The sequence below is a fragment of the Virgibacillus dokdonensis genome, from assembly GCF_900166595.1.
GTDB lineage: Bacteria > Bacillota > Bacilli > Bacillales > Amphibacillaceae > Virgibacillus > Virgibacillus dokdonensis.
The window spans coordinates 1224579-1249892 of the sequence record NZ_LT745763.1; the positions used below are offsets into that span (position 1 = coordinate 1224579).

Here is a 25314-nt window from a genome sequence, read left to right on the forward strand (position 1 = left end):
TATTTCATCATAAGTAAAGAAATTTTGCTCACACTAAAGGTACAGGAGGTGATAAATATGGCTAGAAACAGTTCAAATCAGCTAGTCGTTCCTGGTGTACAGCAGGCTCTTGATCAAATGAAGTATGAAATTGCTCAAGAATTTGGTGTGAATTTAGGTCCAGATTCTACTTCTCGTGCTAATGGATCAGTTGGAGGAGAGATTACGAAACGACTTGTGCAAACAGCACAACAACAATTAGGACCAAAAGCATAAATATGAATGGTAAAAAGGGAAAAGCCTCATAAAAGAAGCTTTTCCCTATTTTTAAAAGATAAGAAATTATAAAATGGGGTGCTTTTGTATAACGAAATAACCGAATAGCCCTCGTCCTGCTCAAATCACCCAGCAACGAGGCGACTTCACTCCATTGTCCTAAGATAAGTCATCATCGGTTCTTCCCTAAGAGGAAGGTCGCCCGACGTCGGCGTACACTGTTTTAGTGGCATGATTCCTTTATCTCCGTTAATTCGTTTCAGTAGCTACGTTCCTAAACGGGCGCCCCCCGATCATTTGTTCTTAATGAATACGCAATTCTGTTTCAATATCAAAAAAGTGCGCTTTATTCATATCAAGTGCTAAATCAATGTTGGAGCCGACATTAATATCTGTTCTTGAGTCAATGCGAGCGATGAAATCTTGCTCATTAATTTTGGAATAAAGGAAGGTTTCAGCACCCATTAAATCAGCCACTTCTATGGTAGCGGTAATTTTTGTGTCTGGAGATGATTCAATAAACACCGGCTCATCATGAATATCTTCAGGTCGAACACCTAATGTAACATCTTTATTTATATATCCTTGTTCACGTAATGGTTTTAATTTACCTTCAGGAACTGCAATTTTCGTATTACCAATTTCAAAATGTGTTTCTGATAATTTTCCAGTAAAGAAGTTCATAGAAGGTGATCCGATAAAACCACCGACGAATACATTATCAGGATTGTCATAAACGTCTTTTGGGGCACCAATTTGTTGAATAATTCCGTCCTTCATAACAACAAGTCGTGTTGCCATTGTCATCGCTTCTGTTTGATCATGTGTAACATAAATAGTAGTTGTTTGCAAGCGACGATGTAGCTTTTGAATTTCGGCACGCATTTGAACACGTAGTTTTGCATCAAGGTTGGACAAAGGCTCATCCATTAAGAATACTTTTGCATCACGAACGATAGCTCTTCCTAGCGCTACCCTTTGTCTCTGTCCCCCGGACAATGCTTTTGGCTTACGATCCAGGTAAGGTTCTAGCCCTAATATTTTTGCAGCGTTCTTTACACGCTTATCAATTTCATCTTTTTTAAATTTTCTTAGCTTTAAGCCAAATGCCATGTTGTCATAGACATTCATATGAGGGTATAGCGCATAGTTTTGAAATACCATTGCAATATCTCGATCTTTAGGTGCTACGTCATTCATTTTCTTATCGTCAATGTAGAAGTCACCATCGGAAATTTCTTCTAATCCTGCAATCATACGAAGTGTTGTTGATTTACCACAACCAGATGGACCAACAAAGACAATAAATTCTTTATCTTGGATATGAAGATTAAAATCATCAACGGCAATATTTTTTTTGTCGTAAACTTTTTGAATATGTTCTAAGCGTAGTTCAGCCATTTCTATTCCTCCAATTGAAAGCGTTTGATTAGCTAACTTAAGTATAAATAAAAGTTTTGAAATCGAAAACAGCAAACATGCACAAAGATATCATTCGTCTTTGTGCATGTTTGCTAGAAGTGCAAAATAGACAGTAACGGCCTCGTGAAATTGTCGAAGATCAATTCCAGTTTTTTCAATAAATTTATCTATTCGATATTGTAAGCTATTTCTGTGCATATATAATTTTTTGGCTGTAACGGAAATATTCAAATTACATTGTAAAAAAGTACGTATTGTTTGTAAAAAGTCTTTATCGGTCGCAAATTCCTGTAAAGCCACTTCAGACAAGTGATGTTGAAATTTGTCATCCGTTTGTTCTAACAATATGTAGGGCAATGCTTCTTGATATTTTAAAACGGCTTTAGGTGCATATTTGAACGCCGTTTTCGCGTAGGCTAATATATGCATATATTGATCACTTGCTTGTTGATAGCTATTTAAATAAGGTCCAACTAAAAATCGTATATTTACAGATAAGTCATTCATTAATACATCAATGATTTGTTCATATGGAATGCTTTCATCCTGAGCTCCCATCTTTTCTTCAATAAATACCCCTTCATTTCTGTTTTTCCATAAAATGGCTATTTCATAATTGAATAATGTTTGAACCGATTCTTTAAACATCAACGGTTCAATTTGTTTTTCCTTCATAGAAAAATAAACAAATCGGTAAGAGGTTAATGGCTCAGTTGGAACGTGTTCAATGGATTGTTGGACAATGCTTTGCCATCGTATTTCTTTTTTCGTGGGATGTGGCAGATCGGCTCGGTAAGGGGTAAGAAATGTTGCTAATAAATGTATATCTTTATCTGTTAAGTCTTGTTTAGGTATACCTACTTTCGTACCATTTTGTAATAAAAACCATTTATACACAGTTGATGTTGGCGAGGCGTCTTTTGGTTCCACAATAAGATTAGGAAATATTTTTTTCAGACGTTCGTTCATGTTGAAAACCCCTTTTTAAGAAGCTGTTTTTTTTATTATAGCAGTAAAAACAAGTTTAAAAAATAAAATACCTAATAGCCTGTCTATAAAACAAACGGTATACATGAAAGGCTTCGTTTGTTATAGTAAATGAGAAAGTGATTCGAAGGAGGAACAATTTTGCCAAATATTTATGATAGTGCATATGATTTAGAAACAGCAATCCGTGAAAGTGAAGAGTTTAAGGCTTTAAAACATGCTTATGATGAAGTGATGAACGACTCATCTGCTAAACAGATGTTTGATAACTTTCGGGAAACACAAATGACTTTACAAGAAAAACAAATGCAAGGTCAGGAAATATCGGAAGAAGAAGTAGAAAAAGCAAGGCAAGTTGTTGAAGTTGTTCAGCAACATAAAGCAATTTCTAAATTGATGGAAGAGGAACAACGGCTTAATATGGTAATTAATGATATTAGTCGGATTATTACGAAACCTTTAGAAGAGCTTTACGGCCCTGAAGCAAACGCATAGGACACCACAACAAAGGCGCTTGCGCCTTTGTTCATTTAGTGTAAGAAAAATTACTATTTCCCCCATAAAGCGTTGACAATAAGGTAAGTTTTTCTAAGAAATGAAGCAGGAATATGAAAACCTTTACCGAATAAAAGGAAGTAATGAAGTTTATTATGTAGTTAAAACAAAGGGGGAGTGGAAATGGGAACGACAGTTATTTATGAAAGTAAGGAAGGAATTTCGTATATTCATTTGAATCGTCCGGAACGTTACAATGCGCTTCATTTAGAGATGTTAGAAGAGTTATTAACGACGATTGAAAAAGTGGAGGCAAATGATGATAAAGTTGTTATTCTTTCTGGTGAAGGAAATGCATTTTGCTCAGGTGGAGATATTTCCATGATGAATCAATTAGCAGATTATAACGATTTTGCATCCATTATGGATTTAATTGGTAAGATTACGTTGAAGCTATTTATGATGCCAAAAATAGTAATCAGCGCTATTCAAGGGTCAGCTGTAGGGCTAGGGCTGAGTTATGCATTGACTGCGGACTTTGTTGTAGCACAGCAAGAAGCAAAGCTCGGTATGTTGTTTATTGGCATTGGTTTAGCTCCAGATGGAGGGGGGCATTTTCTGTTAAAGGAGCGAATTGGAGTGCAAAGGGCAAAACAATTTATTTGGAGTTTACAACAAATGGATGCTAGCAGCGCTAAAAAAATTGGATTGGTCGATGAATTAGCGCCAGAACGCGTGATGCCATATGCTATTCAATTGGCAAATAAATTAAAACAGACACCAATACTATCTATGGTGGAAACAAAGATGATGTACCATTCACACCAAAAAGAAACGCTTCTTGATTTTTTAGAAGCGGAAAAAGAGGCACAGTGGAAGTTACGACACACACAAGATCACGAAGAGGGTGTACAAGCTTTCTTAAATAAACGAAAGCCCGAATTTCAAGGGATTTAGGTGAGGTGAATAAACCGACTGTTAAATGAAAAGGTCGGTTTATTCGTGTAGTTTTATAGATTTTCGTACAGACGATACGTTTTTAGTATTCCATATGTCAACGATGAAACAAAAGAAGTTTAGCATCTGGTGTAACACAACGGTGTGTATGTTCGGAATAACCTTCCTTTTCTAATTTAGCCGTACCGATTTCTTTCGCTTCTTCATCGTTTGTAGCTGTAAAAGTTTCATCTAACAACTTTTCTCCAGACGGATCAAACACAGTCAACGTATAATGTCGCATGGTATCTTTCTCCTTTATAACATGTTAAAGTCTTAGGGGTCGGTCTAGCTGTTCTATTTCAAAACAGTGTTAACTAAAATCCTTGATGTAATGTGCTTTGGCTCTATAGTGTTAATTCGACAAAGAAAAGTAAACTCCTTCTTTCTATTTTATCCATAGAAAGTATAAAACGATGGGAGAGGTATTGGGGATGATAATCTTTTTTCTAATCTGTCTCTCTTGACACCATAATAAATGTAAAGTTTGCTTTACTAATGAGGTTGAGAAAAGTGAAAACACTTATTCGTGAAAAACGTATTCAGTTTGATATGACGCAAGAAGATTTATCACATAAGTTGAAAGTATCAAGACAAACGATCATATCCTTAGAAAAAGGAAAATATAAACCGTCGCTCATACTGGCTCATAAATTGGCACAGACATTTAACTGTACCATAGAAGATATTTTTATTTTTGAGGGGGATGAGAATGTTAAGTGACATATATCTCGAAAAACCTATTGTAATTTGGATATTTCTTGTAGGAAATTTGCTTTTACTTCCGATTGTTTATTTTATCACCCGAACTATTGGTCAAAAAAAACGTTTATTTGATGAACGACATAAAGAAATGATGAACCAAGCAAAAGCGAAGTCTTGGAATATTACTTTTTTTGTCCTTTTAATCGCCTATATTGTTATGATGCTGTTGAATTATTATTATCTGCATCTCATTGTAATGTCTATTATATTCCAATTACATTGTGGATCTTTTATGGTTGCTTCCGTTTATTTTAGATCAAAAGTAGAATGATGTGAATCTTTTGCCGTTATTTTACGTATATGCTATTAGAGGAGTGAATGAATGGTTCCAAATAATCCTAAGATCAATATTTAGGTACATCTCAGAAGTGTCAAAGGATTTGATATATCCCGTAATAGTAGGAGCAGGTAATCAATCGCTTGGAACTTAATGTGGTGACTCCTGCGGGAAAAGCATGAGCTTGGCGTTTTTTGCGAGTGAGGAGGATCAAGCCATGCCCTGAGGAAAGCAACGGGTTCAAGCACCTATACAATTACGATTAGGAAAACAAATAAACTGTTAGCAATAATAGGCGAATATTAACGCCTAAATATACGATTAGAGAGGAGAGGAAATATGTTACAACTAAAAGAAGTGACAAAGAAATTTGGGACTCATACTGCTGTTGACCAGCTGTCCTTGGAAATACCTGAAAGAGAAATGTATGGGTTTTTGGGCGGAAATGGTGCTGGGAAAACGACAACATTTCGCATGATTTTAGGATTATTAGACAAAACATCTGGAGACATATCGTGGGAGGGAAAGGCAGTTAATTATGAAAAGAGTCATTTAATTGGCTATCTTCCTGAGGAAAGGGGACTTTATCCGAAGTTAACTGTGAAAGATCAACTTACTTATTTAGCGAGGCTTCGAGGAATGGGAAAGACAGAAGCAATTAAAGAGTTAAAATCCTGGCTTGATCGATTTCAAGTTCCAGAATATCTAAATAAGAAAGTTGAGGAATTATCCAAAGGAAACCAACAAAAAATTCAGTTTATTTCAGCGGTCATCCATAAACCGAAACTATTAATTTTAGATGAACCTTTTTCCGGACTGGATCCAGTAAATGTGGAAATGCTAAAAGAAGCAGTGGTGGATTTAAAAGAAAAAGGGACATCGATTGTTTTTTCTTCTCATCGCATGGAGCATGTTGAAGAGCTTTGTGAGCATTTATGCATATTACATAAAGGCAAGCAAGTCGTTCAAGGGTCATTACGGGAGATAAAACGTTCCTTTGGTAAGAAAAACTTAAGTGTTTATGCTGACTTTTCCGTTGATTTTCTTAGAGATTTTCCTGGTGTTACGAAATATAAATCCGTTATGGATGGGTGCGAGTTACAAATTGAAAATGAAGCAGTGTCTCAAGGAATTTTTACTGCTATACAAGGTAAGGGGTTTGTAAGAAAATTTGAGTTGGAAGAGCCGTCTCTCAATGATATTTTTATTGCGAAAGTAGGTGCTTCCTATGAATAAGTTTTGGATTATTTTAGGGCATACGTATACGACTAGAGTGAAATCGAAATCATTTATCATTACAACACTCATTACACTCATCTTTATATTTGCTTTAACGAATATAAAAACGATTATCGATGTTTTTTCTGATGGGGAAAAAGATCAAATTGCTGTTATTGATGAGACAGATGAACTATTTAAGCCACTTGCCGAAAATGTGGAACAAGCCAATGAAGATATAGAACTTGCGCTTTATGAGGACACAGAAGAAAAAGCAAAACAAGCGGTAGAGGAAGAAGACTATGCAGCGCTTATCCTTTTGAGTAAAAATGAAAAGCAACTGCCAGAAGCAACTTATTACGCGAATAGTATTTCCGAATCAAGTTTACAAACGACATTAGAGCAACAGCTACAGCAGCTGAAAATAATGTATGCTACAGAGCAAGCTGGTGTTGATCCAGCGACACTAGCTATGATTAATGAACCGGTAGTGTTTGATACCATTGCTTTAGATGAATCAGCTAAAACGGAAGAAGAACTGAATCAAGCTCGCGGCATTGTATACATCATGTTATTTTTGTTATACATGACTGTTATTATGTATGGCAATATGATTGCTACAGATGTAGCAACGGAAAAGTCATCCCGAGTAATGGAAATTCTTATTTCCAGTGCACCGCCTGTAACACATATGTTTGCTAAAATTATTGGTGTTGCATTAGTCGGCTTAACACAAATAGTTCTGTTTTTAGGTGCTGGTTATGCGCTTATTACTGCCAAAGATGAAGCAACTAAAGAACTATTTGCACAGTTTGGGATTGGCTCTGCTTCTACATCGATTTATATTTATGCTATCGTATTTTTTATCTTAGGCTATCTTCTCTATGCGACACTTGCAGCCATGTTAGGGTCGTTGGTGAGTCGAATTGAAGATGCGCAACAAATCATTATGCCGATGACATTTTTGATTGTTATCGCATTTGTTATCGCAATGAGTGGCCTTTCTACACCAGATGCTGGGTTTATTAAAATCACTTCGTTTATTCCATTTTTTACACCGATGATTATGTTTCTCCGTGTAGGTATGTTAGATATTCCTGTTTGGGAAATTGCCTTATCTATCGGTCTTTTAGTTGGAACCATCATTATTTTAGCGATTCTCGGAGCTAAAGTGTACCGTGGAGGAGTTCTCCTGTATGGTCGATCTAGTTCACTAAAAGATTTAAAAAAAGCACTAGCATTATCAAAAAAAGAAAAATAAATTACTGAGAATAATACAATATGTGTCGAAGCTCTGCTTTAAGGCAGAGCTTTTTCGCACTAAAAGGAAGTATGAATGAAGAATAGGGGGTTTTAGCAAAAATTTTAAAGAGAATTTGTTGAAAAGTAGTCAACCAAACCAACGTTTTCTTAGAGTTTTTTGAACGAGATAGGAATTCTTTTAGGAATGGGAGCGACAGTGATTCTAACAAATTGACGAACGTGCATTCTGATAATGAATTTGCTAAAATAGTAAAGGAAATGGAGGTGGAAATGTGTCAGAAGAAATTACGTTTATTCATGCGGCTGATTTGCATTTAGACAGTCCATTTAAGGGGTTAGCTTCTGCACCTGAAGCTATCTTTCAAGAAATACGGAAAAGTACATTTACAGCTTTGGAACATTTGGTTCATAAGGCGATTCGATATCAAGTAGATTTTATATTACTTGTAGGAGATTTGTTTGACAATGAACAACAAAGCTTGCAAGCACAAATTCGATTAAAACGAGCTTTTGAAACGCTTCAACAATATAATATTACCGTGTTTTTATCTTATGGAAATCATGATCATGTGGAGGGGAATCCTCGTTTTGTTCCTTATCCTAATAATGTGATTGAATTTTCAAATGAAACGGTATCTTCGTATACATATGTCAAAAACGGCGAACCCGTTGCAGAAATTTACGGCTTTAGTTACGAAAAACGAGCTGTGTTAGATAATAAAGTGGCCGAATATGAGATAAAAAATCCAGCTGTAGCCTTTCATATTGCCATGTTACACGGGAGCGTGCAAAGTAATACAGAGCACGATACGTATGCCCCTTTTAAAATATCGGATCTTACAGAAATAGATATGGATTATTGGGCGCTAGGACATATTCACCAACGACAAATAGTAAAACAAACACCTCCAATCATATATCCGGGAAATATTCAAGGTCGACACCGTAAAGAAACAGGTGAAAAAGGTTGTTATCATGTTCGCCTTACAAAAAATGAAGCACAGCTGGAATTTTTGCCGCTACAAGCTATTCAAATTAAGCATGCATCCGTAGACATAACAGCATGTGACACGGTTTTTGATATGGAGAGCGTGCTATTAGCAACACTAAAAGAGATGACAGCTGTAACACCACAGTTAATCGATGTACAACTAGAAAGTAAGTATGAGCATATTTATGAATGGGAACGCGATGGACACATAGAAGATGTAATAGATGTAGTCAATGAAACGCTTCAACAATTTCATCCTTGGTCGTACATTTTTCATTTTATAATTTACGGGCAAACAAATATTGATGAAACTTTATATTATGGCAATCATTTCATTGGTGAAATGCTCCGTGAAGCTGAAAAACAGCCAGTGCAACCGTTGTTAACAGACCTTTATAAGCAACAGCAAGCACGCAAGTTTTTACCGTCGTTAACAGAGGAAGAACAACAAACAATCAAAACAGCGGCAAAACAACTTCTTGTTCATGAACTGTTAAAGGAATGAGGGAGAAATGTGATTATTCAACGAGCAACCATTTTCGGGTTTGGAAAATGGGTGAATGAGACCTTTGATTTTTCTAGTCGTGCAGTCCATTATATTTACGGAGAAAATGAATCAGGCAAGTCTACTTTGCATACATTTATCCTATTTATGTTATTTGGCTTACCACCTAAACAATGTGAATTATATCGCCCGAAAACAAGTGGACAGTTCGGAGGCAGATTACATGTTTCCCTTCATGGAGATATGTGTATGATTGAACGTTTATACAAAGGTAGGCATAGCGAAGCAGTTATTTATACATCAGATGGGGATGAAAAAGGAGAAGTTTGGCTTCAAGATAAGCTTAAAGGAATGACGTTGGCAACATATCAGTCTATATATTCTTTTTCTGCTAAAGACTTAATGGGCATTTCCGACATGCAGGCGGATGACCTAGGAGAGATTATCCTTGGAATTGGGTTAACAGGGGTGAAGAATTTATATACAGTAGAAAAACGATTGGATCAGCAACTAGGATCGTTATTTAAACCATCTGGAAAGAATCCGCTTATCAATCAACAATTGACGAAGCTTCAAGAAATTCAAACAAAGGCCAATGATTGGAAACGGATAGAATTAACGTACCAAGAAAAACAAAAGCATATAAAGGAATTAGAGCAATCGTTAAGGGATATAAAACACAGTATTAGTGATCAATATGAAGAACGATTTTCTATAGAAAAACAAAGACATGCCTTGCCAACAATTCAAGCTTTTCAATCTATCCATAAGCAATTAAAACAGATGCCAGAGAGAATTTGTTTTCCTGAAGCGGGAATAGAGCGCTGGGAGCAGTTAAAAGAGAAGCTCTTGCCTTTAAAGAGTAAACAAGCCGTTTTAGAAGCAAACCAATCGCGTTACCATAACAAAATAAAATTATTAGACGAAACACTATTACCAGTGGATTTGAATGACGATGGTAAAAAAATGATGGAAGAAATGGGCCGTTATGAACAGTTCCAGGATCAAATAGATAATTTGTCGCAATCATTACAAAAACAGCAACAACAGTTTAATACCATTTGTAATGACCTCCAATTACCGATAAATCGTGAAGAAGTAAGTAAACTAGAGTTGTCTATCTTTACGGAAAAGAATTGGAAGAAAATAAAAGAGGATTTAGACCAATTAGATGCAAAACAATTGCAACTACAGCTAGAAAAACAACAATTGGCAAAGCATCGGCAGAAACTGATGGAAGAAAAACAAGCTATTCAAGAACGGATGGCTAAAGAACATCAATTAAAGCAATGGAAAGCACAGCTACAACAAGCACAAACGTCTGATTCTTCCTTATCCATGGATCAACAAAAAAGGAACGCAGCTAATTGGCAGCAAGAAAAGCAGCGAAAACAAAAGCAAACACGATCATTCTTTCTTAGCGGGATTATTGTTGCATTCGTTTTAGCATTTGTGGGCAGTGTTACGGATTATAACAAGCTTCTATTTGTGGCTCCGTTTGTAGTGGTTTTAGCTTTCTTTCAATGGAAGATGCGAGCACAGTCGATAAAAGAGATGGACAGATGGTTTACAGCGTGGACAAGTGAGCTGCATTATTCTATAACAGATGACGAGAGAGTGCGTCTAGAGCAATCTGTGGCTCAAGAATTACAGTTTCGCACAAAGCTTGATGCAATGGAAGAACAATTGAAATCGGTCGATGTAAAAGCGTTACAACAAGAAGAACAGCAGTTACAATTATCGGAGCAAATGAGACGCATGGATGAACGTATTCTTGCTGAGCAACGTATTTATCCATTTTTAGCACAACTTGCTCCCCAATATTGGATAGATGTCTTTCATAGTTTAAAACAGTTACAGTTTATTCATAAAAGAATGGAAGAAGATGAAACAATTTACAATAAACAAGCACAACATATGCAAACAATTCACACGAAACTGAGTGCGTTTATCGAACGTATAAAAGGAGAATGGTTGGAGCAGACTGTTCAAACACAATTTCAATATGTAGAAGACTCCTTGACAAAAAATGAAGCACATCTGAACCAACGATCGTATTATGAAAATCAGTTAGCTGAAAATGAATGGGCATTGCAACAGATATACGAACAAATGAAGCCTTTAGAATTGGAAATGAATCACTTATTAAAAGCAGCTCTGGTAGAAAGTGAAGAAGTGTATTACGAGAAAGGAAAGCAGAAACAACGATTGCAATCACTCAAGAAGCAAGAGGAAGAATTAGTAGCTCAGCTTGATTTCTTGTTTCCTAAAGAAAAGTGGCAAGCATTGCTACATAAAACCCCTTCTGTTTTTGAGTTGGAACAGGAAGAGAAAAAAGTACATCAAATCATTACAGAGTTGGAGGCGCATGTAGACGAACAACAGCAAAAATTAGCAAAGTTTCATACGGAAGTAGATATATTGGAGAAAAAAGAAGATTATTCTACATTGATTCATCAAAAAGAAATGGAACAGGAAGCATTACATCAGCAAGCTAGACATTGGGCGACATTAAAAGCGGCAAAAGAAATGCTATTACAGGCGAAGCGATCTTATCAGAGTAAATATATAAGTAAGGTGATGGAAAAAACCTCATTATATTTTCGCGAATTAACCGCAGAGAACTATCGCTGTGTTTACCCACCGACTGTAGGGCGATTATTTACGGTGGAAAAAGAGGATGGTACACGTTTAAATGTGAAAGAGTTATCTCAAGGTACGATGGATCAATTATATATCGCATTACGTTTTGCGGTTAGTGTAAGTATGAGTGAAGAACATGCTTTACCGTTTATCCTTGATGATGCTTTTGTACATTTTGATTCGGTGCGAACAAAGCGTGTTGCAATGCTACTTGAACGCATTGCACAAGAGCAACAAGTGATCGTTTTCACGTGTAAACAAGACCTTATTGAAGTAGCGAAAAAAAGAAGTTTTGTTCAAATGTTAAATTCTATTCGCATTCATTAACAATAAATGATAAACTATTTGCAGATTATATGATTATAATGCATGTGGAGGGACATCCAGTGCCAGAGAAAAATGAATACAAAGACTGGGAAAAATATGATGAAACAATTGAAAAATTCATTCAAGTCATTGCTAAAAATATGAACCTTTACGGCCTTACTTCTTCAGTGGGCAGATTATATGGTGTATTATATTTCTCTAATAAGCCAATGACTTTAGACGATATGCGTGATGCACTTGAAATGAGTAAAACAAGCATGTCGACAGGTGTAAGGACGCTGTCTGAGATGAAAATGGTGGAATCCACTTTTAAACGTGGTATTCGGAAAGACCTTTATCAATCTGAAGAAGATTGGTATAAATCTTTTACTTCTTTGTTTGGCAATCGTTGGCGTCACCATACGGAAACAAATATTGAAGAAGCGGAAGAAGCGATGGCGGAGCTTCAACAGATAGCAAGAGAAACAGAAGATGAGCAATTAAAAGCAAAGATTCATGCGGATATAGAACGGTTAGAGTATGCTAAAAATTACTATGAATGGTTAATGAAATTTATCCAAGTGATTGAATCAGGTGAAATATTTAACTATATACCAAAACATTAATCATTTTTCAAGGTAAAACAAGTATCCGATGTCTCCTTACCATTGATGGAAAAAAGCCTTGCTTCTCATTTATAGCAAGGCTTTTTATACTTATAGGAAATTACTAAGTTTTTTAGGTTTAAAGTATAAGCAAAATGACGGCGTTTTTTCCGCTATAAGAATTGGTGAAAAGCCAAGTTTTCCTAAGTTTTTTTTACTGTGTACTTTAAAAAAATAGTTTTCTCCATAAAGCATTGACGGCAAGCCTAGGTTTCTCTTGATAGGAACAAATAGAAAATGAAGAATTACTTTATCTCTTCAGCATTTTCATATCGGCTGTCTAAAAAATCCACAATATGAATAATATACCCCTCAATAGATTGCGGTTTTCGAACACAGGCTCCCCATTCTGGTAGCCCGTGATGGCAGAGGATGCAATGTGACATTTGATGAATAGCTCCTAAAGATAATTCTATGCCTTCTGCTTCGATCATCTTTGTAAGGATCAGTACGCCATAAGGAATATGACCAACCATTACTCCTAATTCATCCATTGTAATTCCCGCTTGCTTTCTATTTTCTAAATCGGAATGGTCAGCTGTAGGGAAGAGAAATTTAAATGCTTCAAATGTTTTTCCAGCATGGTCATACTCTATTAACTTACCAATATCGTGAAATAGAATGCTCGTCATGATTACATCATAGTTAGGTTCTTGTTCCTTATAGGCCATCATACCTTGCAACATATCGTAGAGGTGATCTATGGTACCTTTCCAGATAAGTTGTTGATTTTCACTTGTTTGAAATTGCGACCATAATTCATTTTTAAAAGCTTTTTCTACTACATTAATTAGCTTCATGACAGCTTTATAATGATTTTCTTCTATTTTAATTATATATCTAGCAAATCTCATTAGGCCAACCGTATGTTTTAATAGGCCACCTAAATAATTATGGTGGAACCCTTTTGCGGCAGGTCTAATTCTAAACTGATCCCAAAATTGACGCATTGCCCCTAATGCGATGTCTTTATATGGTATTGCTAATTCATTTAGATAGGAAAATAATTCAATAGTTAAATCGTCTATATTTTGTTGGGTGTAAGCTAATAATGAAAATGGGTCTATCTCTTCTGTGCAAGGAGTTAATTGATGAATTGTTAAAGATTTATGTCCGCGAAAATCATCGACTATTCCTTCAATGTCAAAAACAGCGTATTTCTCTAAAATAGGTTGATGCCTATCGACAGCACCTTGATTATCCCACATTTTTGTATTTATCGTACCAGCATTATTGCTAAACAGCATTTTAAGATACTGTTTATTTGTTTTTGTTTTTTGTACATGAAATTCATTAAGAAGTACTCGAACTTTCACGTGGTTACCAGGAGATGCATCTGCTATGTTAAAAAACTCCGTAGAATCAGGTAAAACAGGCGCTGGGAATTGGTTAAGAATTTCTTTTCGTTCTGCTTCATTGCAGTTAAAGGTGATAGGAACAAAATTGTAAAAATAAGACAATGTCATTATGTATCATCACTCCATTTTACTAAGCTGATTTAAGTGTATCTTAAATCATGTTTTATCGAAAATAATTTGTTATAAAGACTTGGCTTATCGCCAAGTTTTTATAGCGGAAAACACCTAAATCAAATAAATGTATACTTTCTTATAGTGAAAAAAGCTCTTAACTTCGCTAGGAAAATCCCCTTTGCTTATGCATCCTTGTTTTTATCAGCATAGATATTAGCTTTGATAAAGTGATATTTCATATCGAAGTTATTTTTTTCTGTAGTAAACATATACTTGTACAAGAGACAAGTAGGAGGAGATAATATGATACTCGGTGTACCTTGGTGGGTGTTTGTTATGATTTTACTAATTTTTGTTAGCGGGTATATGGCTTTTCGGGGAATGGTTGCTGAAAGAAGAATGGAACAGCATTTCATTGAGCAAGAAGGGGAAGTTTACATGGAGCGTGTTAGAAAGGGGAGGGAGTTGAAAGAAAGGGGGAAACAAGCAACTGATGAATAAACAGAGGCTAGTGCCAACGAATGGCCTAGCCTCTGTTTTAAATGGGTATATTAACCTTTTGCTTCTGTATCTTCAGATTCTTTATTCTCGTCTTGTTTAAACAAATCTTTGTATTTGTCAATTTTTACTTTAACGTCTGCGTCTTTAATTAGCTTATCAATTTTTTCTTGCATTTTAGCAGGATCCATTTTCTTTGTTAATAGCTCACGACGTAAGTCTTCTTTTACATCTTCATATTTTCCAAGTTGTTCTTCTTTATCGCGAATATCATTTACTTTAATAATATGAAAACCATGTTGTGTTTTGACTGGATCACTAATTTCATCCTTTTTCATACTATAGGCAGCATCTTCAAATTCTGGCACCATTTGTCCCGCAGAGAAGTAACCTAGGTCGCCACCTTTTTCAGCACTTCCATCTGTAGAATATTCTTTTGCTAAGTCACTAAATTTTCCGCCATCGTCTAACTTCTTCTTGACTTTCTTAGCAGTCTCTTCGTCTTCTACTAAAATATGCTGTGCTTGTATTTCTTTGTTTTTACGGTCGTAAAGCTGTTTAAGTTCTTTTTCTTTAATGTCTACATCTTCAGCGATCGCTTCTTCCTGCAATAAGCTAATTTTTATCATGTTACGCAATTCGTCTTCACTACCAAATTGCTGTTCAATAGCCATATCATATTGCTCACCAAGTTGGTCTTTCATTTTTTCAACTTCTTTATCAACTTGATCGTCAGAAACTTCGTACTTATCGTTAAGTACTTCTACAGTCACCAATTCCTGTAAAATTTCTTCGCCATGGCGATCCTTTAGTACTTCATAAAACTCATCTTTCGTTATATTTCCAGCTCCAGTTTCAACGACAGCTTCGTCATCTCCAGAACTACACGCGCCTAGTGCTAATACACTAGCAGTTAACGTAGCAGCAATTGCTATTTTCTTCATACTCAAACACTCCTAATCTGCTTGTACAATAATTCTCCCCTAGCAATTAATATAACATAGAATGAAGTTAAAAATACAGTTCATTTCTAAAATAACAACAAAAAATTTTGGTTATACCATTGCGTTCATCAATCGCAAGTAGGAACTGACGAGAAGAATAGTAATCATTAGATTAATTACTCGAAACATCTTCCCTTGTTTTAGTGCTTCCATTTCCAGTTTAATACATAATTTATGCGTTAAAGAGTTAAAAATAAGAAATATTATAAATCCATAAATGAGAAAAATGATATTCATGGTACCCCCCCTATATTTAAAGAACAGATTATACTTATTGGCTCTAAAAAGGAACGACGAAGGGCTCTTAATCTCCTTGTCATTTTAAAATATCATATTCTTTACTGTACCAAAAGTTTAACCATCTGAATAGGGGTAATTGGTTTCTTTGTCCGATTAGAACATCATGGTGCCCTACCATCTAAGCATGAAACAATCCTACTAACGTAGAAAATAGGGGATGAACAAGTAAGATATAGCAAAAGCCGAACAATAAAATTGGTATTGTTCGGCTTTTTAACATTATAGAGAGTATACAATTAGCAGGTTGAAGTTTTTTAATTAGCTGTTTGGATAAAACTTAAGCACATCTTTAGGTTATGAACCTTGAATTAGTATATCTAAGCCATTACCGTCTTCATTATTCTCTATGAGTGAACATTTGGGCGCTTTCCAGAGCTGACAAATATATAGTAAATCAATGAAAGCAATACCGATATTTACGGATGTAAGTAATAAAATGTACACTGAATAGGAGTGAAAGTAATAACTGGCAACAACTCCTGGGATAGTTAATAAAGCGGTTGGTGCTATAGTTGCAAGTAAATACGCTTTTTTGGTTAAGTGATATTTTGTATAATAATAGAACACAGGAAAGCATCTATTTTTAAATTTAAATACGATTCTCATACGTTTATTCATTAGAATTAAAGGAAGTATGTGCATGGACGAATGAACCATTGGTAAAAGCATGAGAAATAGAAAGAAAGGTAAAATTCCGACCTCACTAACTTCTGCTGTTGAACCTTGTGCCATGGTTATTACTACATATAAAAGAATAAAAGAAAACAACGTAATTAAGCTTGACATAAGAAATAATCGATTACGACCAAAGTCTTTTGCAAGGTTAATGGATTTCCAACAATTCATGTGGATCCCTCCAATTCCTATAAAAAGTTACTTATCCTTCAAGAATCATAGTAAAAATGGCTGCAAAAAGCAATAGGTTTGAAGCAGATTTTTTACTTGTTAAAAAATGTTTAAATTTCTTTCCTAAAAACAGTAATTTTGTTATATAGAGCGGCTAAATTATAAAAGTTAAAATGCTGTTTATTTTTACACTATAGGAAAGTATAAAATTAGTTGCTTGTGGTGTGGATAACGAAATAATCGATTAGCCACGTCCATGCTCCATTGCCCTCGCTAAGTCATCATCGGTTTGTCCCTAAGGCCAACTAAAAACGGGTTTGCCGTCCGACGTCGGCATACCTCTGTTTTAGTGACATGATTCCTTTATGTCCGTTGGTTCGCTCCATTCGCTACGTTACTAAACGGGCGCCCCGCGCTTTTGTTCTTGAAAACATTAGACGGGAACGGCTTTTGCCATACGGGTGTGCTCCTACATATGCTATAATAGAAAAATAGGCTGGAAAGGAGAAACGAGGGAATACCTATGAAAAATGAGGCAGAAACGGTTGCTTTTCACTTGCATTTACTTTCCAAAATTATTGATAAGGAAGCACACCCGTTTATAAAGCTAATTATAGAACAAGGTGTAACAGAAGATGAATACAATCACTTAATTCGCTTACTTGATCTGCTAGAAGATCAATTAAAAAAACAAAAAGAAGCAGGATTATTAGATTTTTCTTCCTTATTGATCCATTTTGCTGGTATGCTAACTGAAAAATTAGCACCTCATCAAACTATTTATGCACTAAAAAAAGAAGGATATTATCCTTCTTTAATGAATGAGTTTTTAAAAATCATGGAAAATCTAGGGGATTAGCATACAAAATACATGTGTTTTCTTCTGAGAAGCTGGCAATCTTATTTTACGGTAAAATAATGAATTCCACTGCCTGCTTTACAGATTTATTGTCATTTTGCTAATCCTTTTTTACCTCACGAAATACATCTTCCATTTCCTGGTGAAACTGAATAATTTCCTGAAGACGTTCTTCCGTAGCTTTTAATTTTAAATTAGTATGATTCCTCTTTATTTCTTTCATCATTTGCTCCAATTCTATAAATGCGCTTTTTTGTTGATTCACTGCTTCCACCCACTTGTTCAAATAAGAAATCATAAATGCTTTAAATAATTGTGTATGCGCTTTATAAAGACTTTTACGCACTCCTTTCTTCCAAACGCGTGTGACTAAATTTTGGTCTGCGAGCGTTCGAATACTCGTACTCATCGCCGTTTTACTTTTCCCTAGTGCCTCCGCCATATCATCTAGTGTCATCGGTTTGTCAGCTAAATATAAATATGTAAATAGTCGTGACTCTAATGGTGTTAGTCCAAACATTTCGATGGTCTTTGTAAATTCAAGTAAAATTTTATTGTTTATATTCTCTTTTTGAGGTTTATTCATAAAATCCTCCTAAAACCTTGATATATAAAGGTTACACTAAATAGAAAACGATTAAAACTTTGTCATTGGGTAGTAATTTAAAGCATATTGAAGTTATATAAAGAATAACGTACATATTTTTTATTCAGTTTTAACTGTATAAAAAATATGTACAAAACTTAAAGAATTTAAAGTTTGTGTTGTAAAAACAAAATAGTTATAGTTGTAAAGTAAGTAAATGACATGTTCCGGACTGTTGGAAAACTATGAAACCTTCATGCTAGTTTTTCAGGGGGCTTGGTATGTAGTCGCAATGATCAAAAAGTAGTAGTACGATTGCACGATCATTTGCGCAAACTAAATAACGAGGTGAAAAGTGTGCCGGTAGTAATAGAGGCAAAGAATGTATCTAAAATATTTGGGAAGAACCCGAAGCAATCCATTAAGTTATTGGATCAGGGCTTATCGAAAGAAGAAATATTGAAAGAGACTGGTAATACAGTTGGAGTCAATCGAGCTTCTTTTTCGGTAGAGCAAGGTGAAGTGTTTGTGATTATGGGGCTATCTGGTAGCGGGAAATCTACTTTAGTTCGAATGCTGAACCGACTCATTGAACCGACAGAAGGTACGATTTTAATTGATGGTGAGGATTTAGTAGCAATGGATAAACAAGCGCTACGTAATGTTCGTAGACAAAAGCTAAGCATGGTTTTTCAAAACTTTGGTTTATTTCCTCATCGCACCATTTTACAAAATGCTGAATACGGTTTAGAAATTCAAAAAGTGGATAAAGAAAAACGGCAAAGCAAAGCAAAAGAAGCATTAGAATTGGTAGGATTAGGAGATTATATGCATCAAAAACCTAACCAGTTGTCAGGAGGTATGCAACAACGCGTTGGTCTCGCACGTGCGTTAGCGAATGACCCGGAAGTGCTGTTAATGGATGAGGCTTTTTCTGCTTTAGATCCGCTAATTCGCAAAGAAATGCAAGATGAATTAATGGATTTACAAAATAAAATGCAAAAAACGATAATCTTTATTACGCATGATTTAGACGAAGCATTACGTATTGGTGATCGAATTGCACTTATGAAAGACGGGTCGATTGTCCAAATTGGTACACCGGAAGAGATTTTAGTTAATCCAGAGAATGATTATGTAGAGAAATTTGTGGAGGATGTTGATCGTTCGAAAGTGTTAACAGCACAACATATCATGAAGCGACCGGAAACCGTTAATTTAGATAGACATGGACCAAGAGTTGCGCTGGAGCGAATGCGTGAAGAAGGGTTGTCAAGTATATTTGTTGTAGATAGTAAAAGAAATCTTAAGGGGTATATCACAGCAGATGATGCATCTGAAGCAAGGAAATCAGAGATCAAGGATTTAAAAGAAATATTGAAAAATGATATTCCAACTGTAGAAAAAGAAACACCGATGCATGATATTTTTGATTTAATTTATAATTCACCTATTCCAGTTGCAGTTGTAGACAATGAAAAGTTAGCAGGAGTGATCGTTAGAGGGGCAGTAATTGCCGCTTTATCCAGTGAGAATGAGGTGAATTTGCATGCTTAATAATATATTAGATGTTGTACCAAATATGCCATTAGCTAAATGGACTGATAATGCTACAGATTGGATTACAGAATCATTTTCCTTTCTATTTGATCCTGTGAAAGAACAGTTTGAAAAATTTATGGATGTTACTTCTGAAGCCTTGATGGGTGTCCCACCACTTATTATTATTCTTGTTGTAGCAATTATAGCGTTCTTTATATCAGGAAAAAAATTTGGGCTTACTACATTTTCCATTGTTGGTCTGTGGTTGATCTACAACCAAGGATTATGGGATCAGTTAATTAATACATTTACACTCGTATTGTTGGCGAGTATTTTATCCGTCATTATTGGTGTTCCTATCGGTATTCTCATGTCTAAAAGTAATATTGCAACCGCAATTATTACACCAATTCTCGATTTTATGCAAACCATGCCAGCCTTTGTCTATTTGATTCCGGCAGTAGCGTTCTTTGGCATCGGAATGGTACCGGGTGTGTTCGCTTCCTTAATTTTTGCTACACCACCTACTGTTCGTTTTACAAATTTAGGGATTCGTCAAGTTTCTGCTGAGTTAGTAGAAGCTTCAGAAGCTTTCGGTAGCACAGGTGCTCAAAAGTTGTTTAAAGTCGAACTTCCAATGGCGAAATCAACCATTATGGCAGGAATTAACCAAACGGTAATGTTAGCCTTATCTATGGTTGTCATTGCATCTATGATCGGAGCACCTGGTTTAGGTAGAGACGTTCTTTCAGCATTACAGCGTGCAGAAGCGGGAGCTGGGTTTGTTGCAGGAATTGGTATAGTGATTTTAGCGATCATTATGGATCGTTTTACGCAAAGTATGAATAATCGGAAAGAAAAATAAGCTCATTGGTATCTTTTCTTAAAGAAAAGTTTCCATATAACAATGAAGAAAAAGGGGAGTATTAGATTATGTTAAAATTTAATTGGAAACGTCTCGGCTTAGTTGCTGGGCTTTCATTAACTTTATTTGCAGCTGGTTGTGGATCAGATGATGAATCCTCTGATTCAGGAGAAGGGACATCAGGCGAAGGTGAAAGTAAAGAAATAGAATTAGTCTATGTAGAGTGGGATTCTGAAGTAGCTTCTACGCACGTAATTGGAAAAGTATTGGAAGATCAAGGCTTTGATGTTACGTTAACCCCACTAGATAATGCCGTTATGTGGGAAGCAGTAGCTAATGGAGAGGCAGATGGTATGGTAGCAGCATGGCTTCCTGGTACACATCAAAGTCAATATGAGCAATATGGCGACCAAGTAGTTGAATTAGGCGTGAATTTGGAAGGTGCAAAGATCGGCCTAGTTGTACCAGAATATATGGATGTCAATAGTATTGAGGATTTAGATAAACAAGCTGATCAAACTATTACTGGTATTGAGCCGGGAGCGGGTGTCGTAGCTGCTTCAGAAAAAGCGGTTGAGGACTATGAGAACTTAAGTGATTGGACCGTACAGACCTCTTCAAGTGGTGCTATGGCAACGGAGTTAGGATCTGCGATTGAAAATGAAGAGGAAATTGTAGTAACAGGTTGGACGCCGCATTGGAAATTTGCGAAATATGACTTGAAATATTTAGAAGATCCAAAAGGTTCATTTGGAGAGGCTGAAACCATTGAAACGATGGTGCGTGAAGGATTGGAAGAAGATATGCCAAATGCATACCAGATTTTAGATCAATTCAACTGGACGGCTGAAGATATGGAAGCTGTTATGCTTGAGATTTCAGATGGCGCTAAGCCTACAGAAGCTGCCGCGAATTGGGTAGAAGAAAATCAAGATAAAGTAGACGAATGGTTAAAAGGTGTAGAGTAAGTTGAATTATATTTTGCTTAAATAACGGCAACAAAGAAATATATATGTGAAGCTGATACTATTCTGTATCAGCTTTCTAATAAAAATTATAATAAGGGGTAAGGAGAGGATTTAGTGCAGAAAGCAAATGGCTGGAGTAAACTGTTATTATTTGGTTCAATTATTGCCGTGATGCTACTAGCGGCTTGCGGTTCTGAGGAGAAAGAAGGAGGCAATGCAGCAGGCGATTCAGGTGAGACGAATTATGGAGAAGAAATAGATTATACCATTACGGGGATTGAGCCCGGAGCGGGGATTACAGTAGCAACAGAGAAGGCGATAGAAGAATATGATAGTTTGTCAGGTTGGGAGCTTGAACAGTCTTCCACGGCAGCCATGGTAACGGAATTAGAAGAAGCGATTGCAAGTGAAAGCCCAATTATTGTAACGGGGTGGAATCCGCATTGGAAATTTGCAAAATTCGATAATCTGAAATATTTGGAAGATCCAAAAGGTATTTATGGTGACGTAGAGGTTATTAAATCACTAGCAAGAAAAGGGCTAGAAGAAGATAAACCAAATGCTTATAAGCTAATTGATCAATTTAAATGGTCTGTGGAAGATATGGAAGGAATTATGTATGAAGCTTCTGAAAGCGGGAAAGAAGTTGCTGAAGTAGCAAAACAGTGGGTTAAGGATAATCCGGATAAAGTAGAAGCGTGGACAGAAGGAGTAGAAGATGTGGATGGTGTTGAATTCGAACTTGTTTCTACACCTTGGGATTCAGAACGATCTTCGGCCAATGTTGTCGCTGAAGTCATGCGTCAAAAAGGGTTTAAGGTGACAATTACTCCTGTAGATGTCGCCGTCATGTTTGAAGCAGTTGCTAATGGGGATGGAGATGCTACATTAGCTGCTTGGATGCCAGCAACCCATAAAGATTTTTATGAGAAGTTTAAAGGTGATTTTGAAGATTTAGGAGCAAATTTAGAAGGGGCAAAGATTGGTTTAGTTGTACCTGATTATATGGATGTAGATTCTATTGAAGATATACAAGCTAAATAGATCTAGAAACAGAATGAGCTATTATGAAATGCTCGTTCTGTTTTTATGAAACAATGATGTAACCCAGTCTAGCCAAGGGAATATAAGAAAAACTAGTTTAGTAAACAAGCCTTATGGAGACAACTGTATTTTGCTTAAATCCCATGCTAGAAATTTCACCATTTTTGCATGGGAGTATAAACTATTTTGTGTACACATATAAAAAGCTTTCCCTTTTGAGAAAGCTTCTCACCAAATATATAATGTTTATTGTTTTTTTATTTTATTTTCAAGGTCATTTAGGCTGGATTCAATCTGCGCCAAATATTGATGAATATTCTCTTGATGAGGCTCTACAGTTGTTTTCCATTCCGATACGGATTTTTTCATATCTTGCGTGAGCTCTTTAATTAATATGGCGCCTTCCTGTGAAGTTTCCTTAATTTGATTCTTTAATCGAACGCCATCCTGCTTTAAATGTAAAAGCATATCTTTCCACTCAATACTTTTTTCCTTCATTTTCACCCGAAGTTGTTTTCCAGAAGCTGGTGCACTTAGCAGCGTAACAGTTGCACTTACAGCACCGCCGACTGCAATTCCTAACCATAGTGATTTCGCATTTGTCATTCATTTATCGCTCCTTTCTATTTGTTTAAGAGTTAAAAGGGACTTTTGTATATTTTGTACTGTAGAAAAGTATAAAATATAATTACTAGAGGAAAATATGAAATTTTTAGCGTCTATAGTACAAGTTTTTCTAAAGGTTTATCGTACAACAAAAATTGTGTACTTCACCGTAAAAGTTTGGCGATAGGCTTCGTTTTCTACGAACAAATATTGTTAAACTTCTTATGTTTTGATTAAAAAACCCCCTGGACAATCCAGTATGTCAGAGGATTTTAATTCATGTCATCATTAATTGCGGTGTTCTTTTTAAAATCCTTTGTACAATTGGATAAACAACAGCAATAAGAATAGAGTTTAATAATGCTGCTGGCAATACGGCTATGCTAAACATCGCTACGAATGAACCCTCCATAATCCCAATTAAAAAGAGTGCAACGCTTAAAAATATAGCACCAGAGATCATTGTCCCAATTGCAGTTAAAATAACTGCTTGTGGAAGCGGACGCAATGTTTTGGATATAATGAAGAATAAACTAAGGAAAATAATAGCTGTAATAGGTTTATCAATCATGTTAGCTATTTGACCGCCAGGTGCACTTGTTGTTAAAGCAGATATAGCTCCAGTAGCAATGGAAAGAATAATGACGTATTTCAGTTTAGGAAATAATAAAATTCCTAAAAACATCATAGAAAGCAGCATGTCTGGCTTCACTCCAAAAATAACTGGTGGTACAATAGCGTGTAATACAGCGCCAATCCCTATCAGTAGCGACAAAATCATTAAAATTCGAATATTCATTTGTAAACTCTCCTCTACTCAACTTTTCTCAAACTATCATTCCTCAATTGTACAACTCTTTGCCAATTGCAAGAACTTACGTTTATTATAACAAAGAATTTATAAAATAAAAAGCTGTAAAAAACACTTATTTCCTTATTAAAATACAATTCTTAGTATGGAAGGATAATAAATATGGTGGGAGTGCGTCTTAAATAATCTTATATACTCAGACGTTTAAAAACCAGTGAGTAGGAGGCTCACTGGTTCTACACTTTTAATCCATATGGTTTGTTATCGTTCCTGCGATTTCTTGCAAATCACTGGCACTATAATCATCTGAGTGTACTTTCCAATTAGAGGAAAAGCCGTCGTTTTTTCCGTATCGTGGAAGAAGGTGGATATGTAAGTGAAAGACGGATTGATCGGCTGGCTTTTCATTATTATTAAGTAAGTTCATCCCTATTGGCTCATAAGCTGATTTAATTGCATTTGCCACTTTTGGCACCTTTTCAAAAAGAGCAGCGGCAACGTCAGATGGAGTTTCATAAATGTTTTTAACATGTACTTTAGGAATAATTAATGTATGCCCCTTTGTAACTTGACTGATGTCTAAAAAGGCATATACATGCTCATCTTCATACACTTTAGCTGAAGGAATTTCTTGATTAATGATTTTACAAAATATACAATCTTCATGACTCATTATGATCTCACCTTTCTTTTCCATATTATTTCTATTGTATATAGGAATGGATGGGGTTGTAAAGCAAACTCCTTAACTTATTACGGAATGTTAACTAGCAAAAAATCGCTAAGAAATTTTTGTTTGAACCCCATGTAAATCCCTTATGTAAGCGAGCCTTAGTAAGAGCAAGAAGCGCTGTTGTTTTCTTACACTAAAGAAAAGTATAAGATTTTTTGTTTATAGTATAAGAAAAATAAAGGCTTGTCGTCATAAGACTTGGCGACAAGCCAAGTTTTTCTAATAGAATATACATTTATCCCGGTGCTATAAGACTCCCACAACAATTGGAAGCTGTGAGCTGAACAAGTCTAAGTGGGAATAACAGCACCTAAATCCCCATTTCGTTTATCTGAAAAATCAGTGGAGGTTTAAAAACCCCCCAGATTGAAGACTCACTTTATCATATGAAA

27 protein-coding genes are annotated in these 25314 nt (G+C 35.7%); 16 read left to right on the forward strand and 11 right to left on the reverse strand.

Going from position 1 to position 25314, the window contains the following annotated elements; translation table 11 throughout:
- Positions 1 to 57: 57 nt before the first annotated feature.
- Positions 58 to 255: an alpha/beta-type small acid-soluble spore protein gene (locus B2C77_RS07215; protein ID WP_073006037.1), complete on the forward strand. Its 198-nt coding sequence runs from the start codon at positions 58 to 60 to the stop codon at positions 253 to 255.
- A gap of 303 nt (positions 256 to 558) precedes the next feature.
- Here the strand turns inward: B2C77_RS07215 and B2C77_RS07220 are convergent, their stop codons facing one another.
- Together B2C77_RS07220 and B2C77_RS07225 are read right to left on the reverse strand one after the other, a co-directional pair.
- Positions 559 to 1656 (reverse strand): ABC transporter ATP-binding protein, encoded by a 1098-nt coding sequence (locus B2C77_RS07220; RefSeq protein WP_077703012.1) that lies wholly within the window; start codon positions 1654 to 1656, stop codon positions 559 to 561.
- Between the two features lie 90 nt (positions 1657 to 1746).
- Positions 1747 to 2646 carry a PucR family transcriptional regulator gene (locus tag B2C77_RS07225; RefSeq protein WP_077703013.1) on the reverse strand — a complete coding sequence of 300 codons (900 nt, stop codon included), beginning with the start codon at positions 2644 to 2646 and terminating at the stop codon, positions 1747 to 1749.
- Positions 2647 to 2805: 159 nt separating this feature from the next.
- Between B2C77_RS07225 and B2C77_RS07230 the strand changes: the two genes are divergently transcribed.
- Both B2C77_RS07230 and B2C77_RS07235 read left to right on the forward strand, forming a co-directional pair.
- Positions 2806 to 3159 carry a YlbF/YmcA family competence regulator gene (locus B2C77_RS07230; RefSeq protein ID WP_077703014.1) on the forward strand — a complete coding sequence of 118 codons (354 nt, stop codon included), beginning with the start codon at positions 2806 to 2808 and terminating at the stop codon, positions 3157 to 3159.
- A gap of 183 nt (positions 3160 to 3342) precedes the next feature.
- The gene (locus tag B2C77_RS07235; protein WP_077703015.1) at positions 3343 to 4116 is read left to right on the forward strand and encodes an enoyl-CoA hydratase-related protein; all 774 of its coding nucleotides are present in this window, start codon (positions 3343 to 3345) and stop codon (positions 4114 to 4116) included.
- 97 nt (positions 4117 to 4213) lie between these two features.
- Here B2C77_RS07235 and B2C77_RS07240 read toward each other — a convergent pair whose 3' ends face one another.
- Positions 4214 to 4399: a YhzD family protein gene (locus B2C77_RS07240; RefSeq protein ID WP_077703016.1), complete on the reverse strand. Its 186-nt coding sequence runs from the start codon at positions 4397 to 4399 to the stop codon at positions 4214 to 4216.
- Positions 4400 to 4668: 269 nt separating this feature from the next.
- Here B2C77_RS07240 and B2C77_RS07245 point away from each other — a divergent pair, with 269 nt between their 5' ends.
- From B2C77_RS07245 to B2C77_RS07275, 7 genes are all read left to right on the forward strand, one after another.
- Positions 4669 to 4878, forward strand: coding sequence for a helix-turn-helix transcriptional regulator (locus B2C77_RS07245; protein ID WP_077703017.1), 210 nt, complete (start codon positions 4669 to 4671; stop codon positions 4876 to 4878).
- On the forward strand, positions 4868 to 5191 hold the full coding sequence (locus B2C77_RS07250; protein ID WP_077703018.1) for a hypothetical protein: 324 nt from the start codon (positions 4868 to 4870) through the stop codon (positions 5189 to 5191). The genes B2C77_RS07245 and B2C77_RS07250 overlap by 11 nt, the downstream gene beginning before the upstream one ends.
- Before the next feature lie 345 nt (positions 5192 to 5536).
- Entirely contained in the window at positions 5537 to 6433 is an 897-nt protein-coding gene (locus B2C77_RS07255) for an ABC transporter ATP-binding protein (RefSeq protein ID WP_077703019.1), read from the forward strand.
- Complete coding sequence (locus B2C77_RS07260) at positions 6426 to 7676, forward strand: ABC transporter permease (protein WP_077703020.1); 1251 nt, start codon at positions 6426 to 6428, stop codon at positions 7674 to 7676. The genes B2C77_RS07255 and B2C77_RS07260 overlap by 8 nt, the downstream gene beginning before the upstream one ends.
- 274 nt (positions 7677 to 7950) lie before the next feature.
- Positions 7951 to 9174 carry a metallophosphoesterase family protein gene (locus B2C77_RS07265; RefSeq protein ID WP_077703021.1) on the forward strand — a complete coding sequence of 408 codons (1224 nt, stop codon included), beginning with the start codon at positions 7951 to 7953 and terminating at the stop codon, positions 9172 to 9174.
- 9 nt (positions 9175 to 9183) lie between these two features.
- Positions 9184 to 12144 (forward strand): ATP-binding protein, encoded by a 2961-nt coding sequence (locus tag B2C77_RS07270; protein WP_077703022.1) that lies wholly within the window; start codon positions 9184 to 9186, stop codon positions 12142 to 12144.
- A 59-nt stretch (positions 12145 to 12203) separates the two neighbouring features.
- Positions 12204 to 12749 (forward strand): GbsR/MarR family transcriptional regulator, encoded by a 546-nt coding sequence (locus B2C77_RS07275; RefSeq protein WP_237342715.1) that lies wholly within the window; start codon positions 12204 to 12206, stop codon positions 12747 to 12749.
- Between the two features lie 284 nt (positions 12750 to 13033).
- Here the strand turns inward: B2C77_RS07275 and B2C77_RS07280 are convergent, their stop codons facing one another.
- A complete protein-coding gene (locus tag B2C77_RS07280; RefSeq protein ID WP_077703023.1) occupies positions 13034 to 14254 on the reverse strand; it encodes an HD domain-containing protein in 1221 nt (406 codons plus the stop codon).
- Positions 14255 to 14563: 309 nt separating this feature from the next.
- Between B2C77_RS07280 and B2C77_RS07285 the strand changes: the two genes are divergently transcribed.
- Complete coding sequence (locus B2C77_RS07285; protein WP_077703024.1) at positions 14564 to 14761, forward strand: sporulation YhaL family protein; 198 nt, start codon at positions 14564 to 14566, stop codon at positions 14759 to 14761.
- Positions 14762 to 14811: 50 nt separating this feature from the next.
- On the opposite strand, the gene B2C77_RS07290 is transcribed toward B2C77_RS07285, so the two are convergent.
- From B2C77_RS07290 to B2C77_RS07300, 3 genes are all read right to left on the reverse strand, one after another.
- Positions 14812 to 15702 (reverse strand): peptidylprolyl isomerase, encoded by an 891-nt coding sequence (locus B2C77_RS07290; protein ID WP_077703025.1) that lies wholly within the window; start codon positions 15700 to 15702, stop codon positions 14812 to 14814.
- A gap of 111 nt (positions 15703 to 15813) precedes the next feature.
- Positions 15814 to 15999, reverse strand: coding sequence for a hypothetical protein (locus tag B2C77_RS07295; protein ID WP_077703026.1), 186 nt, complete (start codon positions 15997 to 15999; stop codon positions 15814 to 15816).
- A gap of 357 nt (positions 16000 to 16356) precedes the next feature.
- The gene (locus B2C77_RS07300) at positions 16357 to 16908 is read right to left on the reverse strand and encodes a DUF3267 domain-containing protein (RefSeq protein ID WP_077703027.1); all 552 of its coding nucleotides are present in this window, start codon (positions 16906 to 16908) and stop codon (positions 16357 to 16359) included.
- A gap of 523 nt (positions 16909 to 17431) precedes the next feature.
- Here B2C77_RS07300 and B2C77_RS07305 point away from each other — a divergent pair.
- Entirely contained in the window at positions 17432 to 17767 is a 336-nt protein-coding gene (locus B2C77_RS07305; RefSeq protein ID WP_077703028.1) for a DUF1878 family protein, read from the forward strand.
- Positions 17768 to 17867: 100 nt separating this feature from the next.
- On the opposite strand, the gene B2C77_RS07310 is transcribed toward B2C77_RS07305, so the two are convergent.
- Entirely contained in the window at positions 17868 to 18353 is a 486-nt protein-coding gene (locus B2C77_RS07310; RefSeq protein WP_077703029.1) for a GbsR/MarR family transcriptional regulator, read from the reverse strand.
- A 327-nt stretch (positions 18354 to 18680) separates the two neighbouring features.
- Between B2C77_RS07310 and B2C77_RS07315 the strand changes: the two genes are divergently transcribed.
- The 4 genes from B2C77_RS07315 (at position 18681) to B2C77_RS07330 (ending at position 22772) form a co-directional block, all read left to right on the forward strand.
- Positions 18681 to 19910: a quaternary amine ABC transporter ATP-binding protein gene (locus tag B2C77_RS07315; protein WP_438272957.1), complete on the forward strand. Its 1230-nt coding sequence runs from the start codon at positions 18681 to 18683 to the stop codon at positions 19908 to 19910.
- Complete coding sequence (locus tag B2C77_RS07320; protein WP_077703031.1) at positions 19903 to 20760, forward strand: ABC transporter permease; 858 nt, start codon at positions 19903 to 19905, stop codon at positions 20758 to 20760. Before B2C77_RS07315 ends, B2C77_RS07320 begins: the two co-directional genes overlap by 8 nt.
- A 68-nt stretch (positions 20761 to 20828) precedes the next feature.
- Positions 20829 to 21728 carry a glycine betaine ABC transporter substrate-binding protein gene (locus B2C77_RS07325; RefSeq protein ID WP_077703032.1) on the forward strand — a complete coding sequence of 300 codons (900 nt, stop codon included), beginning with the start codon at positions 20829 to 20831 and terminating at the stop codon, positions 21726 to 21728.
- 171 nt (positions 21729 to 21899) lie between these two features.
- Positions 21900 to 22772 (forward strand): glycine betaine ABC transporter substrate-binding protein, encoded by an 873-nt coding sequence (locus tag B2C77_RS07330; RefSeq protein WP_077706854.1) that lies wholly within the window; start codon positions 21900 to 21902, stop codon positions 22770 to 22772.
- A gap of 246 nt (positions 22773 to 23018) precedes the next feature.
- Here the strand turns inward: B2C77_RS07330 and B2C77_RS07335 are convergent, their stop codons facing one another.
- From B2C77_RS07335 to B2C77_RS07345, 3 genes are all read right to left on the reverse strand, one after another.
- On the reverse strand, positions 23019 to 23378 hold the full coding sequence (locus B2C77_RS07335; protein WP_077703033.1) for a YtxH domain-containing protein: 360 nt from the start codon (positions 23376 to 23378) through the stop codon (positions 23019 to 23021).
- 277 nt (positions 23379 to 23655) lie between these two features.
- A complete protein-coding gene (locus B2C77_RS07340) occupies positions 23656 to 24177 on the reverse strand; it encodes a tryptophan transporter (protein ID WP_077703034.1) in 522 nt (173 codons plus the stop codon).
- A 256-nt stretch (positions 24178 to 24433) separates the two neighbouring features.
- Complete coding sequence (locus tag B2C77_RS07345; protein WP_073006088.1) at positions 24434 to 24862, reverse strand: HIT family protein; 429 nt, start codon at positions 24860 to 24862, stop codon at positions 24434 to 24436.
- Between the last annotated feature and the right edge of the window lie 452 nt (positions 24863 to 25314).